This is a genomic window from Parajatrophihabitans canadensis (assembly GCF_053764775.1).
In genome coordinates this window covers 4,463,627-4,478,533 of sequence record NZ_CM132445.1, presented here as the reverse complement: position 1 = coordinate 4,478,533, position 14,907 = coordinate 4,463,627, and the positions used below count along the sequence as shown (strand labels likewise).

Annotated in this window: 11 protein-coding genes; 7 read left to right on the top strand and 4 right to left on the bottom strand. The window is 62.5% G+C overall.

The annotated features are described in order from the left end of the window. Positions 1–11: 11 nt before the first annotated feature. Together ACSMXN_RS21540 and ACSMXN_RS21535 are read left to right on the top strand one after the other, a co-directional pair. Positions 12–2,108 carry a DNA polymerase III subunit gamma and tau gene (locus ACSMXN_RS21540; protein WP_455407789.1) on the top strand — a complete coding sequence of 699 codons (2,097 nt, stop codon included), beginning with the start codon at positions 12–14 and terminating at the stop codon, positions 2,106–2,108. A 4-nt stretch (positions 2,109–2,112) separates the two neighbouring features. Further along, a complete protein-coding gene (locus ACSMXN_RS21535) occupies positions 2,113–2,619 on the top strand; it encodes a low molecular weight protein-tyrosine-phosphatase (RefSeq protein WP_022914517.1) in 507 nt (168 codons plus the stop codon). Between the two features lie 118 nt (positions 2,620–2,737). Here the strand turns inward: ACSMXN_RS21535 and ACSMXN_RS21530 are convergent, their stop codons facing one another. Beyond that, a complete protein-coding gene (locus ACSMXN_RS21530) occupies positions 2,738–4,084 on the bottom strand; it encodes a trypsin-like serine protease (protein ID WP_022914516.1) in 1,347 nt (448 codons plus the stop codon). A gap of 523 nt (positions 4,085–4,607) precedes the next feature. Here ACSMXN_RS21530 and ACSMXN_RS21525 point away from each other — a divergent pair. The 4 genes from ACSMXN_RS21525 to ACSMXN_RS21510 are packed head-to-tail and all read left to right on the top strand — an operon-like array spanning position 4,608 to position 7,894. Next, positions 4,608–4,916, top strand: coding sequence for a YbaB/EbfC family nucleoid-associated protein (locus ACSMXN_RS21525; protein WP_022914515.1), 309 nt, complete (start codon positions 4,608–4,610; stop codon positions 4,914–4,916). Further along, positions 4,916–5,512, top strand: a complete 597-nt coding sequence (gene recR, locus ACSMXN_RS21520; protein WP_022914514.1) for a recombination mediator RecR — start codon at positions 4,916–4,918, stop codon at positions 5,510–5,512. The genes ACSMXN_RS21525 and recR overlap by 1 nt, the downstream gene beginning before the upstream one ends. Before the next feature lie 2 nt (positions 5,513–5,514). Continuing rightward, positions 5,515–6,609, top strand: a complete 1,095-nt coding sequence (locus ACSMXN_RS21515; protein WP_155958472.1) for a hypothetical protein — start codon at positions 5,515–5,517, stop codon at positions 6,607–6,609. After that, positions 6,602–7,894: a S8 family serine peptidase gene (locus ACSMXN_RS21510; RefSeq protein ID WP_022914511.1), complete on the top strand. Its 1,293-nt coding sequence runs from the start codon at positions 6,602–6,604 to the stop codon at positions 7,892–7,894. Before ACSMXN_RS21515 ends, ACSMXN_RS21510 begins: the two co-directional genes overlap by 8 nt. Positions 7,895–7,983: 89 nt before the next feature. On the opposite strand, the gene leuA is transcribed toward ACSMXN_RS21510, so the two are convergent. The 3 genes from leuA to ACSMXN_RS21495 all read right to left on the bottom strand — a co-directional run bounded on the left by leuA (position 7,984) and on the right by ACSMXN_RS21495 (position 14,491). Further along, positions 7,984–9,780: a 2-isopropylmalate synthase gene (leuA, locus tag ACSMXN_RS21505; protein ID WP_022914510.1), complete on the bottom strand. Its 1,797-nt coding sequence runs from the start codon at positions 9,778–9,780 to the stop codon at positions 7,984–7,986. Between the two features lie 221 nt (positions 9,781–10,001). Next, the gene (locus tag ACSMXN_RS21500; protein WP_155958471.1) at positions 10,002–10,838 is read right to left on the bottom strand and encodes a class I SAM-dependent methyltransferase; all 837 of its coding nucleotides are present in this window, start codon (positions 10,836–10,838) and stop codon (positions 10,002–10,004) included. A gap of 68 nt (positions 10,839–10,906) precedes the next feature. Next, on the bottom strand, positions 10,907–14,491 hold the full coding sequence (locus tag ACSMXN_RS21495) for a methyltransferase domain-containing protein (protein ID WP_081649240.1): 3,585 nt from the start codon (positions 14,489–14,491) through the stop codon (positions 10,907–10,909). A gap of 192 nt (positions 14,492–14,683) precedes the next feature. Here ACSMXN_RS21495 and ACSMXN_RS21490 point away from each other — a divergent pair, with 192 nt between their 5' ends. Then, positions 14,684–14,905, top strand: a complete 222-nt coding sequence (locus tag ACSMXN_RS21490) for a biotin/lipoyl-binding carrier protein (RefSeq protein ID WP_022914507.1) — start codon at positions 14,684–14,686, stop codon at positions 14,903–14,905. Positions 14,906–14,907 lie beyond the last annotated feature (2 nt).

Genomic DNA, 14,907 nt, shown 5'->3' with positions numbered 1-14,907 from the left:
ACCGGGTGGCATTGGCGCTCTATCGCAAATATCGGTCAGCAACCTTCGCTGAGGTCATCGGCCAGGAGCACGTGACCGGTCCGCTGATGCAAGCTCTCAGCGCTGGCAAGATCAATCACGCTTATCTGTTTTCAGGCCCGCGAGGCTGCGGTAAGACGTCGAGCGCCCGGATTCTGGCGCGCAGCCTCAACTGCATCCAGGGCCCGACACCAACCCCGTGCGGGGTGTGCGACTCCTGCAAGGACCTCGCGCCGAACGGTTCGGGCAGCATCGATGTCATCGAAATCGATGCTGCGAGTCACGGTGGTGTGGACGATGCCCGTGACCTGCGGGAGCGCGCGTATTACGCACCCGCTCGTGACCGTTACAAGGTCTACATCATCGATGAAGCCCACATGGTCACCACGCAGGGTTTCAACGCCTTGCTGAAACTGGTGGAGGAGCCGCCGGACTTCCTGGTCTTCATCTTCGCGACGACCGAACCGGACAAAGTTCTGCAGACGATCCGGTCCCGCACGCATCACTACCCGTTCCGGCTGATACCGCCGTCGACGCTGCGGGCCCATCTGGAACGGATCTGCGTCGCCGAGCACGCCACGGTTGAGCCCACGGTGTTTCCGCTGGTCGTTCGCTCCGGCGGCGGCTCGGCACGAGATTCCTTGTCGATCCTCGACCAGCTGCTTGCCGGCGCTGGTCCGGCGGGCGTTACCTACGCCATGGCGGTCGGGCTGCTCGGTGTCACCGATGCGGCCTTGCTGGACGACATGATCGATTCGCTGGCGGTGGGCGATTCGGCTTCGGTCTACTCGACGATCGATCGGGTCGTCGAAGCCGGTCACGACCCGCGTCGGTTTGCCGCAGATCTTTTGGAACGGTTCCGCGACCTGATGGTCATCGACTCCGTGCCGGACGCCGCAGCCAAGGGTTTGATCGACTATCCGTCCGATCAGGCCGAGCAGATGGCCGATCAGTCCCGTCGTATCGGGACGGCGACCTTGGTCCGGTTTGCCGATATCGCGCACACCACACTGACCGACATGCGGGGCACGACGTCTCCGCGGTTGATGCTCGAGCTGCTCTGCGCCCGGATGTTGTTGCCCGACGCGGCGACCGACTCGGCGGCGCTGCTGCAACGGCTCGAGCGACTCGAACGCCGGCAGGGCATGGGTTTCACCGCTGATGCGCAGCCGGACGGGTCGCGTCCGGCGGCCCAAACCAAGTCTCCCGCTCAGGCTGAAACACCACCTGTGCCAGCTGAAACACCACCTGTGCCAGCTGAACCGGCCCCGTCTAAGCCAGCGCCCTCCGAACCGGCCCCGTCTAAGCCAGCCATCTCGGAACCGGCCCTAACCGAATCCGCGCCGACCGAATCCGCGCCGACCGAATCCGCGCCGACCGAATCCGCGCCGACCGAATCCGCGCCGACCGAATCGGCCCAGCTGGCCGAGCCGACCCAACCGTCCGTGACCTCGGACTCGGCTGGCCTCCGGCGCATCTGGCCCGAGGTGCTCGAAGAGGTCAAGCAACGCAGCCGCCGCGCCCATGCCCTTCTCGATCACGCGACGATCACCGAAGTCGACGGCACCACGATCAGACTCGGCGTCAGCTCGGCACCGATCGCCAAGATGATCTCGGACGACAAGAATCTGTCGGTCCTTCGTGAAGCCATTGCGTCGGTGGTGGGGGGCGGCTGGCAGATCGAAGTCAGCGCCACGGCTGGCATCGCGTCCCAGGGTCTTGATGGTTCCCACGGGGCCACAGCTGCTGCGGGCGTTGCGAATGGTCAAACAGCTGGCGGTACCCAAGATCCCGGCGGATCAGTTCAGGTGCAGGGCCGAACCGATAATGGTGACAATTCGGTTGATCCGGCGGCTCAACGGGCGACGGCGACCGAGCCGTCCGATGCCCGCCCCGCGCGACCCGTCCGCCCGACCCGTCCAGCCAAGCGGACGGCTGACGAGCGAGCACTGCCGAGTGAGCCGCCTCCCGAGGACTACGGAGTCGACGAGGAGTCGGACGAGCGGGAGGCATCAGGCGGCTCAGATCCCGAGGTTGCCGCGATGGAGCTGCTGAAGAACAGCCTCGGTGCCCGACCGATGGACAGCTGAACCGATGCGGGTCTGCTTCGTATGCTCGGGAAACATCTGTCGCTCCCCAACGGCAGAGGTCGTGTTCACCGCTCTGGTGCAGAAGGCGGGTCTCGCGGACGAGATCGTTGTCGATAGTGCGGGGACGGGCGACTGGCACGTCGGTGACGACATGGACGCACGATCACGCCGGCTCCTGATAGAGCGCGGTTATTCGAGCCCGGGAGATCCATCGCACCGTGCCAAGCAATTCATACCGAGCGACTTCGCCGATCGGGACCTGGTCGTAGCACTCGACGGCGAACACCTCAGCCGCCTCAAGCAGCTGGCACTTGTGGCCGATGATCCGGCCGTCGCTGCCGACTCGATTGTGCTGCTGCGCAGCTACGACCGGACCGCGGTGGCCAGCGCAGATCTCGATGTCCCCGACCCCTACTACGGTGAATCGGACGATTTCGCTGACGTGTTGGCTCAGATCGAACGGGCGTGCACCGGTCTACTTGCGGCGCTGCAAGGTTGGCCCCGTACCTAGGCTGGCTAACACCCACTGTGGCGAAACAGCCGAACGGAGCCGGACCGTCGGCCTTCGTTGATGGTCCGGCTCCGCGGGCGAATTAAGAAGAATCCTTATCCTTCGGTCACAACAGCAGTCATGAATAGTCGAGCCACATATTGAGCGCGGCCTGCACGCGCCCGATATTCACGGCGTAGAAATCCGAGTAGCACTGTTCGACGCCGCCGTTGGGCCCGCGCATCGTTCCGGCTGGCCCACTGCCCGCGACCTCGATTCCGTAGGCTGCGTGCCCTACGTAGACCGGACCGCCGCTGTCGCCTTGGCAGGCTCTGGCATGCACCTTGATCATCCCGTTGAGACCGGCAGTCCCTGCGTTGAGGCTCGTCACCGGCCCACACGCGGTGCCGCTGGTGGCTCCGGTTCGGCACAGGTAAGTCCCAATCGCGGGAAACGCGGTTGTCTTGATGCTGTAGAGATCGTTGTAGGTCGTCGGATAGCCAGGGCTGGACGCGTCATTCACGACGACATATCCGCTCGGCAGGTGCCACCCCGCAGGGTTGTTCACGGCTATTGAGGCTTCATCGTCCGATGCGCCCCGTACCGCTTTGTGAGTGTTACCGACAACGTGAAAAGCGCCGTCACTCAGGAGCTGTTCAGTCCATGGTCCGCCGTACTCGGACCCACAATGGCCGGCAGTGATCAGGTAGTGCTTACCGTCTACGAAACTGGTCGCGTTGAATCCGGTCGAACAGTAGCCAGAGCCCCATCGAGCTCCCTCATTCAGAAATACACCCCCACGCGACGGCGGATTGCAGAATGGAAAGACACACCCGGACGTTAATCCCCCGGGTTCGGTGTCACGCCGGTGAACTGGTTCACCGCGATTGGCTGCGCCGTTATACCAGCTCGTCTGCGCGGCCGTCATTGATTTCGAATTCCCGCCTACCGTCCCGATCTCTACGCGGTTTTGGACGATGTCCACGTCCGCGGCGAGGGATGCCCCATTCTTCGGAGACGTGGCGACTTCGGTCTGGGCGTCGCTGTAGGTCTTCTGCAACTGGCTGAGGCTGAAGCGCACCGAGCGTTGAGCCACAATCGGTGTCAGGTGGTACTTCTTCGCGTAACTAGCGATGTGCGCATCACCGGTGTGCGCAACCGTCTGTGCCACCACCGCGCCGCCGTGCGCCTGATCGATCCATAGGCCGCCGAAGTCAGGATCATTCTTCGTCAGATCCTGATTGAGCTGGCTGATTGCCGGCTGAAGACGGACGCGGGACAAGGCAGACGCGAACGAAATACCTTCGTCTTGAGAGAGCTGGCGCGCGGCCGCATCGTTGGCAACGTCATCATCGGACGACGCGGCTGCAGAAACCGAAGCCGCCGAAGCCGCGACCTTAACTGGTGAAGGCGCAGCGGCCGTCGGACCCGAGGTCGCGAAGGTGCCGACGGCCAATACGCTGACGGAAGCGGCGGCAATTGTCATACAAGCCAGCCGTGAGCGGGAATTCATAAAGCTCCTATCGTTCGTCGTGGAGGAACACTCCCGAAACACGGCAAAGCCATCACAGGCCGAGTTCTCAATTGGGCGACTCTGTGATGCACGAATCGGGACGGGATAGTTGTAGCGCAACAACCGGACGGGCGGAGGGGTGTTTGCGAAATATGGCGGCGGTTACAAATAATCGGCCCGAGGTAATTGGAACGAATATGCTTTGTGACGTAGTCATAAATTGTTACCTAGCGTGAATCAGAATTGGCAGCCGGTGCACAGTTCGGCCGATAATCGTTGATAAGCGCCCATTAAGGTTACTTTGCGCGGAGCGTGCGGAGCCCGCCTCGAGGACGTTGAGCCGGCGATGGGCCGAGTTCGTCCGAGGCCGTCTCGATTGCTGCGCGAGTGCACGGACGCGCGTGACCGGCGGAGTGACGGAGGTCCACGTTAGGCTGACGGAAAAAGATGCGGTACCCCGAGGGAGAATCCGGTGCGACCAGGCGGCCAGCCCAATATGCAGCAATTGATGAAGCAAGCGCAGAAGATGCAGCAGCAGCTCGCAGAGGCACAGGCAGAGCTGGCTGAGACCGAAATCCAAGGCTCGGCGGGCGGCGGGCTGGTGGTTGCGAAGGTGACGGGCGGCGGTGAGTTGTTGTCGGTGACCATCGATCCGAAGGTGATCGATCCCGACGACGCGGAGACCCTGCAGGACCTGGTGGTAGCCGCCGTTCGGGACGCCAACAGCAACGCCCAGCAGGTGGCGAGTGAGAAGCTCGGTCCACTGACCGGAGGCATGAGCGGACTGGGCATCCCCGGCCTGTGATGTATGAGGGTCCCGTTCAGGATCTGATCGATGAGCTGGGCAGGCTGCCGGGTATCGGGCCGAAGAGTGCCCAGCGGATCGCTTTTCACGTTCTGTCGGCCGAAACCACTGACATCGAGCGCTTGGCGGCGATCCTGCGACGCGTCAAGGCCGAGGTCAGGTTCTGCCGAATCTGCGGCAACGTCGCCGAGGCGGACGAATGCCGGATCTGTCGTGATCCGCGGCGCGATCTCACGGTGATCTGCGTGGTCGAGGAACCGAAGGACGTCGTTGCCGTCGAACGCACTCGGGAGTTTCGTGGCCGTTATCACGTGCTCGGTGGGGCCATTAGTCCGATCGACGGGGTTGGGCCTGACGACTTGAGGGTGAGAGAGCTTTTGCAGCGCCTGTCAGACGGCACGGTTACCGAACTCATCATCGCGACCGATCCGAACCTTGAGGGCGAAGCAACCGCGACCTACCTGGCGCGGCTGATCAAGCCGATGGGCGTAACGGTGAGTCGACTTGCCAGCGGGCTGCCGGTTGGTGGCGACCTCGAGTACGCCGACGAAGTCACTTTGGGTCGGGCGTTCTCCGGACGTCGGACGGTCGACTAGTCATGTCAGGGGATTCCGACGACGAGCGGCGGGCGATCTGGCGGCCGCCGCCGGCCGATCGGAGTTCAGCGGATTCAGGGCCGGCACCGTTGCCGCTGCCCGATTCAGCGCCATTTCCGCCACCACCGATTGCTAGGGGCAGGCGCCGACCCGTGCTTGTGGCCGCCGCTGTTCTCTGCCTTGTCGCGGCTGTCGCGACTGCGCTGACTGCGTACGTACAGGTCCGCCAGAGCCACGGGCCGGCAGCGGTCGCCAAGCGTTATTTCGCCGCAATCGCCGACGACGACGCGAGCCGGGCACTGGCTTTCGCAGCGACGCCGCCGGCCGGGTCTGCTGCACAGTTTTTGACAGCCGAGGTGCTCGACGAGCAGCTCAGAACAGCGAAGCTGACTCACTTCACGGTCACCACGACCACGACCACGGGCTCAACGGCCACTGTCGACGTGCGCTACGTTCTGGGCTTTCCCGATGGTCCGAAACAGGTGGCTGACACCGTAAGACTGGCCGATCGCGGGTCTGGCTGGCGACTGAACCAGGTGGCGGCCACGATCAAGATTCCCGACGGCGAGGGAGGCTCTGACCGCCTGACGTTCGCCGGTCGTCCAATGCCGACATCGGAGATACAGCTGTTCCCGGGTGCCCTGCCCGTAGGGACGGATTCGCCTGCTGTCGTTGTTGCGGGCAATCCAGCCGCCAAACTCAGCGACTCGGCCGCTGTCATCAGCGTGGTGCCCACGCTCACCAGCCAGGCCAGGCAACAGGTCGCCGATGGGATGGATGCCGCATTGACCAAATGTCTGGCCAGTACGTCGACCGACCCACTGTGTCCGATAGCGAAAACCCAACGGCCGGTGCCCGGTAGCTTGCACGGCACCCTGACGAAGAAGGTCGGCGACAGCAGCCCTTCGATCGATCTCGACCACAACGGCAAGGGGCTCATCACGGTAAGTGTCGAGGCCAGCGTCGACGCGACCTGGAAGGTGTGGAACTTCGACAATCAGCAGGTTGCCGAGAAGGGTTCCACGATGGTGTACGCCCAGGCCATCGCCTCGGTCGATAACCCACGCGCCGTGAGCTGGGTTGAGCCCCGTGAATGAGGTTGGCCTCTCGGGCGCTGGGCGTGGGTTTCGGGCTGCCGCCCTGGTGCTGTCGATGCTGTGTGCCTTCACTGCGCTGAGCGGGCTGAATGCCTCGTCCGCGCATGCCGCACCGGGTCCGGCCGAAGCCCCGGAATGGTGGTTCGACGCGTGGCAGGCTCCTGCGTTGTGGGCCTCGGGTGCCGATGGTCGCGGGATCACGGTCGCAGTCGTCGATACCGGTGTCCAAGGCGATCTTCCGGAGCTGGCGGGCAAGGTGCTTCCGGGCGCGGATCTCATCGGCAACGGCACCGATGGGCGGACTGACTTCGACAGCGATGACTTCTCGCACGGCACGGCGATGGCATCGCTCATCGCGGCGTCGCCCGGATATGGCGATATCGAAGGCCTCGCGCCTGCTGCGAAGATCTTGCCCATTTCGGTGCCCTTGAGGGGCGTCGTCAGGCAGGGCACGCCAACGGCGAACGCGACTTCGCAGGCGGTCAGGTACGCCGCCGATCACGGGGCAAAGATCATCAGCATGAGTTTGGGCGGATTCGTCGATGCGGCCGAAGATCCTGATCCGTGTCCCGGGATGTTGCAGGATGCCGTTACATATGCGTTGCAAAAGGGCGCGTTGGTGGTGGCAGCATCGGGCAATTCCGGTCAGTCGGGCAGCCCCGTTGAGGAGCCGGGCGTCTGCCTCGGTGTCATTTCGGTCGGCGCTGTCGATGCCTCGTCCACGGTGACGAGCTTCTCCTCGAGGCACCCGTACCTGACCGTCGTCGCGCCAGGCGATGACATCGCGACCCTGTCGAAGGTATCCGGGCGAGCCTTCGTCGGCGGTGGCACGTCCCAGGCCACTGCGATCACCTCGGCGGCACTGGCTGTCATCTGGTCGAAATTCCCCACCGCGACGAACCAGCAGATCCTGTCGCGGCTCCTGGGGTCGGTAACCGATCTTGGTCCCAAGGGTGACGATGACCAATACGGCCTCGGGCTGATCAACCCTGCGGCTGCGATCAACGCCAATGCCGCCGCTTCGAAGCCGAACGTGGTCTTCGCCGGCGTCAAGCCGCTCCTCGACCTGGCGGCGACGACACCGCGGGTGCCGCCGGCCAAGGCGGTGGCGGGTAAGACCGACGCTGCGATCGGCACGCTGGCGATCGGAGCGCAGGGTTCATCGCTGGGCCTGTCGTTCTACCTCTTACTGATCGCAACGGTGCTGCTCGCCGTGGCAGGAGTGATCCTGCTCGTGCGAGGACTACGCCGTCGGCCGCGGCGCTTCACGGCGCACCAGGCCTGACTTCATTGGGTGCCAGGCCTGACTTCATTGGGTGCCAAGCCTGACTTCACTGCGAGCCTGAAGTGTGCGCCGCGCCCGACGGCAGTTGATCAACGGTTGCGTGCGACCCGATTGAGCGCGCTGACGACGGCGTGCAGTGACGCCCCGACGATGGATTCGCTGACGCCAACGCCCCACAGCACGCGCTCACCGATTTCGATCTCGAGGTAGGCGGCGGCCTCGGCATCGCGTCCCGAGGTGAGGGCATGCTCGGCGTAGTCGAGCACTCGTACGTTGACCCCACCGAGACCCATATCGGTCTCGGACAAGGCAGAACAGAAGGCGGCGATCGGGCCGTTTCCGACGCCGGAGATCTCCCAGTCCTTGCCGAACGCGCTGACCTTGGCGTTGACTCGCTCGACGCCGTCCTCTGAGGAGGACGTGAACGACCGCAGCGCGAACGCCTGATCGGCTTGTTCGGGGTTGAACAGGTACTCGTTGGCGAAGATCTCCCACATCTGGGCGGCGCTTACCTCGCCACCCTCGCCATCGGTGTGCCGTTGAATCACCTGGCTGAATTCGATTTGCAGGCGGCGGGGCAGGTCGTAGGAGTGCTCGGCCTTCATGATGTAGGCGACGCCGCCCTTGCCGGACTGCGAATTGACTCGGATGACTGCCTCGTAGGAGCGTCCGACGTCCTTCGGGTCAATTGGCAGGTACGGAATGGACCATGCCATCTCGCCGACTGGCTTGCCGGCGGCTTTGGCCGATTCCTCCAGCGCCTCGAAGCCCTTCTTGATCGCGTCTTGATGAGATCCGGAGAACGAGGTGTAGACGAGATCGCCGGCGTACGGGTGCCGTTCGTGAACGCCGATGCGATTGCAGTACTCGGCAGTGCGGCGAATCTCGTCGATGTCACTGAAGTCGATCTCGGGATTGATGCCCTGGCTGTACAGGTTCAGGCCGAGGGTCACCAGATCGACGTTGCCGGAGCGTTCACCGTTGCCGAACAAGCACCCTTCAACCCGGTCCGCACCCGCGAGGACTGCCAGTTCGGCGTCAGCCACAGCGGTGCCTCGGTCGTTGTGGGTGTGCACCGAAAGCGCGACGTGCTCGCGGCGCGGCAGGTTGCGGCTCATCCACTCGATCTGGTCGGCGTAGACGTTCGGCGTCGAGCGCTCGACCGTACAAGGCAGGTTCAGCACGATCTCGCGGTCTGCGTCGGGCTGCCAGATATCCATGACTGCCGAGCAGATATCGAGGGAAAACTCGAGCTCGGTGTCCATGAAGATCTCGGGGGAGTATTCGTAGCCGAAGTTGGTGCCTTCCAGGTATTGCTCGGCGAACTTGACTACCGCCTGGGTGCCCTGGGTGGCCACTGCCCGGCACTCGTCCCGGCCGTCGCCGCCGTCCTTGCCGAAGCCGAAGACAACCTTGCGGAAAACCGGTGCTGCGGCGTTGTACATATGCACGGTCGACTTGGCTGATCCGACCAGTGACTGGACCGTGCGATGGATCAGTTCCTCACGTGCTTGAGTCAACACCGAGATCGTGACGTCCTCGGGCACCCGGTCGGACTCGATGAGTTCTCGGACGAAGTCGAAATCGGTTTGGCTGGCGGCCGGAAAGCCAACCTCGATCTCTTTGTAACCCATCTTGACGAGCAGATCGAACATCGCCAGCTTGCGAGCGGTGTTCATCGGATCGATCAGCGACTGGTTGCCGTCTCGAAGGTCGGTAGCCAGCCACCTCGGCGCGTGCGTGATGGTGCGCGTCGGCCATTGGCGGTCGGGCAGGGCGACGGGCGGAAACGCCGAATAGCGATGGACGGGCATCGAGTTGGGTTGCTGGGTACTGCGGGCGCGGGCTGGGCCTACTGGTTGGCCGTTGGCGTCGAACGCGTTCATCTATTAGCTCCTGTTGCCGGGTTCCACGATCAGGGGCACGTTTGCCCGTTCGGGTGATCAGTGGTTGAGCGGAAGCGTCGGCACAGCACTGCGACCCGCGACGAGGGGCCGACTGAACGGGTCTGTTGACCTAGCGCTCGAGTGCCTCGTCACGGCCACCAAGAAGGAGCAGTGCGCGCATGATGGATAAATCGTAGCCGAGGTCGGCTTTGATGGCGAATCTACGGACGCCGTGTGAGTTGCTCCGGGTTGTCGCGACCAGACCCGGGCGACGTCTCAGCCCGGATGCTCGTTTTGCGAACATCATTTCTCAGCAACACGATGTCCTGAAATTCGAGCGCTGCCCGCGGAAAATACCCGACGACGGTGAAGAACTCGGCCCAGTGAGTCATGACGTAGTTCGGACTGTGGAAGGCCGAATGGTAGAAATCCGGGAAGTCGGTGCCTGACCAGGAGTCGTCGGCTATATAGAGGAAGCCGTCCTCGTTGATCGCTCGCTTGAGTTCGGACGGGTCAGCAGGCCAGTCGAGATAGGACTGAACGAGGCCCCCGAACGCGTGTAAGCCTGCGACCGACAGCGCCAGATGACCGCCCGGTTTCACGACCCGCGAGAGCTCGGCCAGCCACGCGTCCTGATAATCCGCGGGCAAATGCGTGAACACGCTGTGGTTGATCACGACGTCAAAGAAGTCGTCACCGTATGGCAAAGGCGGCATGCCGTCATTGCAGACATACGATGCGAAGGGCAGGTTGGCCGTGTTCCAGTCGATCGGCTCTTGTTCGATGTCGCAACCGTGCAGCTCGACCTTGCCCGCGATCGAGGCTAGGTGTCGCATGATGCGGCCACAGCCGCACCCGAAGTCAAGGAGGCGACCTATTTCTTTCAGGTCCACTCCGGCAAAGGCAAGAACCCGACGGAGATCGTTCAGCGACTCCGCGCCGATTCTGTCGAATTGGTCGGCAGACAGATCGTAGCCGGTAACTCGCCACCTGAGCTTGGCGTCGGGCACCGGCAGCGCGACTTCAGGTGCACCGAGGGACGGCATTGCGTTGTTCAACTCATTCTCCAGCGGCCGGGGTCGGAAATGAACTTGCTCTGAATGTTGACGAAGCGCAGACGGTTCGGTCAGTCGCGTTTTGTTGCGATGATCGCGTACTCCCCGCAGGAGCGGAGGTCCTGATCAAGTTCGCCGGAACCTTGCGGGAAGTAGATCTCCGCCCTCTGAAATCCAATTTCCTTCGCAAGGAAGAGGAGCGACTCGGGGAACAGGGGCCGGACGTGAGTCAGATCGAGCCAGAAGGTCTTCAGGGCAGCTGGGGAATGGGGATTCACAGTCTCGGCGATGAGGAGGCCGCCCGGTTCCAAGGCACGATAAGCCAGATCGAACATTCGCCGGACCTCGCTTGGAGGCAAGTGTTCGGCAAGCTGGAACGACACGATAGCCCCTAGCGAGCCCGCGGGTTGTGCGCCGAGATAGTCGTTGCCGTCGCCGGATGCGACAGCGTGCCCTTTCTCTCGGCAACGTTTGAGCATCGAATCGTCCAGATCAACACCGCGAGCCTCGACGCCGCCGTCTCTCAACAGGTCCAGCATCTCGCCGCGGCCACAGCCGATGTCCAGTACGGGGCCGTGCGCGTCAAGCAGCGGGACGTAGGACTTGAGGCGTCCGGAAACGAAATCCTCCGATCCGCGAAAGACATCTTCGAAATCCGCGTATCCGGCTGATGCGGAATCGGCGTAACCGAGAGCAGCGCGGCCCCGGCTGTCTCGCACCACCAAGGCGTCAGCGTCGCTACGGAAAGGTGTCGCGACGAGTTCGGCTACGACCCTGTCCAGCTGCAATTTGCTGTCGTTCAACCGTTCGACTACCTCACCGAACTGGTCGTCGTGGCTATCAACGCGAGCTGAGGCTAAAGCTAGTTGTCTCGCCAGGTCGTCGACGCGCGCGCGCTCGGCCTGCAGTGCGTCGACCGCCTTAACCAGGTGTGCACCTTCGCTGATAGAGGTGGCCCGCATCGTGTTTATCCTGCGTTCAAGACGGTCTATCGAGTGATTGGCCGTATCGAGTGTGATCCGTAGCCTGTCCACCGTCTCAGAAGTTTGCTCAATCTGATGGATCTGATGCAGGTCGGCCGCTCGAACATCTGCCTCAACCGACTGGACTGACTGAACTATCGCGGTCATCCGTTCGTTGACCTGCTGATCATGGTGGGCCAGTGTCCGGTAGACGGCATGGCGGAACTTCTTGGCCAGTCGTGGGTGTCGGCTTGGAGTGCCGACGTCCGGCGGAGTGTTGACGAAGGTCAATGCGTCCGTGAGCGCACCGGAAACGGTCAGATATTCTGGCTCATCCGCGTCCGCGGCCGCTGCCTGGCCGAGTATCGCCTCGACGCGGTCGCTGACGAAATTGACGGCTCGGTCCATGGTTGCTGACAGGCCAACCGACTCGCGGGCGCGTATACCGAGTTCGTGAGCCTGCTGCGGATTGTCGATGACCCACCTCAGGTATGCGGCGGCGCTGGGGATATCCGGGTCTGCCCAGCGAGTCGACGTCGGATATGGTCCGCAGCCAGGTAGCACTGGCACCAGCCGAAAGGGTACGAGCAGGCTGTTCTCGTCGTTCATGAAATCGGTGTTGCCGGAGTAGGCAGTCGCGATGACCGGCTTTCCCATGGCCATCGACTCCGAGAGGGTCAACCCGTAACCCTCACTGCGATGTAGTGATATGTAGGCCGTCGCATCGGACATCAGGCTGCGGACGACGTCGCGATCAAGGTAGTCCTCGATGAGGAATATGTCCGCACGGGCACTTGCTGCTCTCCGCAAGCGCTCACGCTGGTCGCGATGGCGGTCGCCGCTGACTGTCTTGATCACCAGCAGTGGTCCTTCGCCATCATCGAAGGCGCTGGAGAAAGCGTCTATAACGGCGAGCGGGTTCTTACGCTCGAAAATGCTCAGGTAGTCGAAGGCAAACAGGAAATATGGCCCCTCCGGCAAACCGAGCGACCGCCTGTCGAGCGGCGCCGGTTCCGGCGGGAGTGGGATCGGGTACGGGATGACATGCACAGGCTTCGACGTACGACCTTCGATCGCCTGTTTGGTGAAATTGGAGATTGCCCATATCTCGTCAACCAACGACAACGCGCCGGCCGCGCTTGCGGGGAACTCCTCGACTTCCCACGCCCACACACCGATGACGTAGCCGTCGTCCGCTAGATTTGTGCCGACTGACTGGCGCCACTGCGGGAATTGATCGGCGTTCACCGATGCGATCGTGATGGGATAGCGTTCGTGGCTTGCTCGCGGTTGGAATCGGGCCTCCTGCCGGGATACCGAACTCGTGGTCGTCAGCGTGTTGTACGGGATGTTGCTTTCCCTGACGGTGTCGACCAGAAGTCGGCCGATCTCACCGACACCGGTTTCGGTTGTGAAGTACCCGGCTAGGTTGACTCCGCGTGATGCAATCTCGCCGCGCACACGTGCCGGCATAGATCGCGCGACGGGCGGGGCGGGACAAAAAGTACTAGGTATCGCTCCTTCGCTGACGCCGGACCCTTCCATCCACAGCAGCAACCCGACTTCGTCCGCACCGTATGGGTCCGGGTAGGCGCGGTGTAGGTCGAGGCGGCTGCTCCATACCTCATGTTGGTAGGTCGTCAGCGTCTTATTCGGCTGGCCAGGACGCAAGAACCATCGAGTGATCGCGCAGGGGTCCTCGAGCAGCCAGACCGACGGTGGCGAATCCGCGTTGGTCCTTTCTGCCTCAAGGAGTGCGTTCCGATAGTGGCGACGCATCGGCGCCTGTATCTCTGTGCGGTCGGGCAGGTAGTTGTATCTGTACGGCGGAGGGGCCGCCATGGCCTCCGACCTGGTCGCCACCTCGGCGGCATACTCGTCGCAGAGCCGACGGGCCACGTCATGTTCGCTCAACAGCATGCGCGGTGTTGTCCCAGGATGCTTGCTGAGCAGCCAGGGTTCGTGAGGGCGGAATCCACTGAAATGAAAAAATCGCAATGGACTGCCGTTGACGGTGAGGCTGCCATCGGAGCAGTCCACCTCGCGAGCATCGAGATTCCAATACGCGACGTTGTATCCCGGATCGCGAAGGATCTTGTGGTCAAAATAGCCGGGGACTAGGTCGATCCATCGCTGATCGGTGAAGAGCATCTGAGAGGGTTCGTTGATGGCATCGCGAAGTAAGCGCTCCTGCCACCAACTCAACATCTCAACGCTCTGCGCGTTTACTGCTATAAATCCGAGGTTGTAGATGCCAGCCGCCATGATGGTCGCCTCGCTGGGTTGCAAGCCGTCGCGCCGCATGGGGCTCACGGTGTGCGGAGTCAGCACAATCCCGTGTTCGTTGCTCAGTTTCTCGATCTCGGACAGCTCCGAATACACATAGATGTCAGGGTCGAGATAACTAGCAACGTCCGCGCCCAACCCGATCAAGTATTCGAGAGCCCATGGCTTCAGGGCGGTACTCAATTCGGTGACGTCATAGATCAACGCCATCCGATCGAACTCCACGGGGTCGAGGCTGAGATCCTCCGGAGTTACTACGGTGTACGCATCGGTACTGGGAACCTCCCCGCGGCGAGCGTCCACGATCAACACGTAGAAGACGTCACTCGGATTGTTGCGGCCATACGAATCCGCGAGCACCGCCGCCATTGGAAGATAGTTCTGCGCAGCGATGGTTACTACGTGCATTCAAGCGTCCTCTCCCGGGCCAGCGCATCGCTCGCCAATAGCCTCACGGCGCGTACTCACACTAGATCATTACATCCCGCTTACTGGGAAAGCAGCACGTTGTCGGAAATGTGACGTTTCTCGATCGCGTCTGCTCGCCGTCCCCGTTTCAAGTGACTCGGTAGTAGGCCACCGCGGGCGTAGGTTGCCCGTATGACTCACACCGTGCTCGCGGAGCTCGTCGCCAACGTCTTGAAGGTCGTCGTCAATCCGGGTGACGAGGTTCTGGCTGGCGACATGTTGGTAATCCTGGAGTCGATGAAGATGGAAATCCCGGTGCTGGCTGAGATCGCTGGCACCGTAGCGGAAATCGCCGTCCATGAAGGTGATGTCATCACCGAAGGCGACACCATCGCGGTCATCGTCGGCAGCTGAGC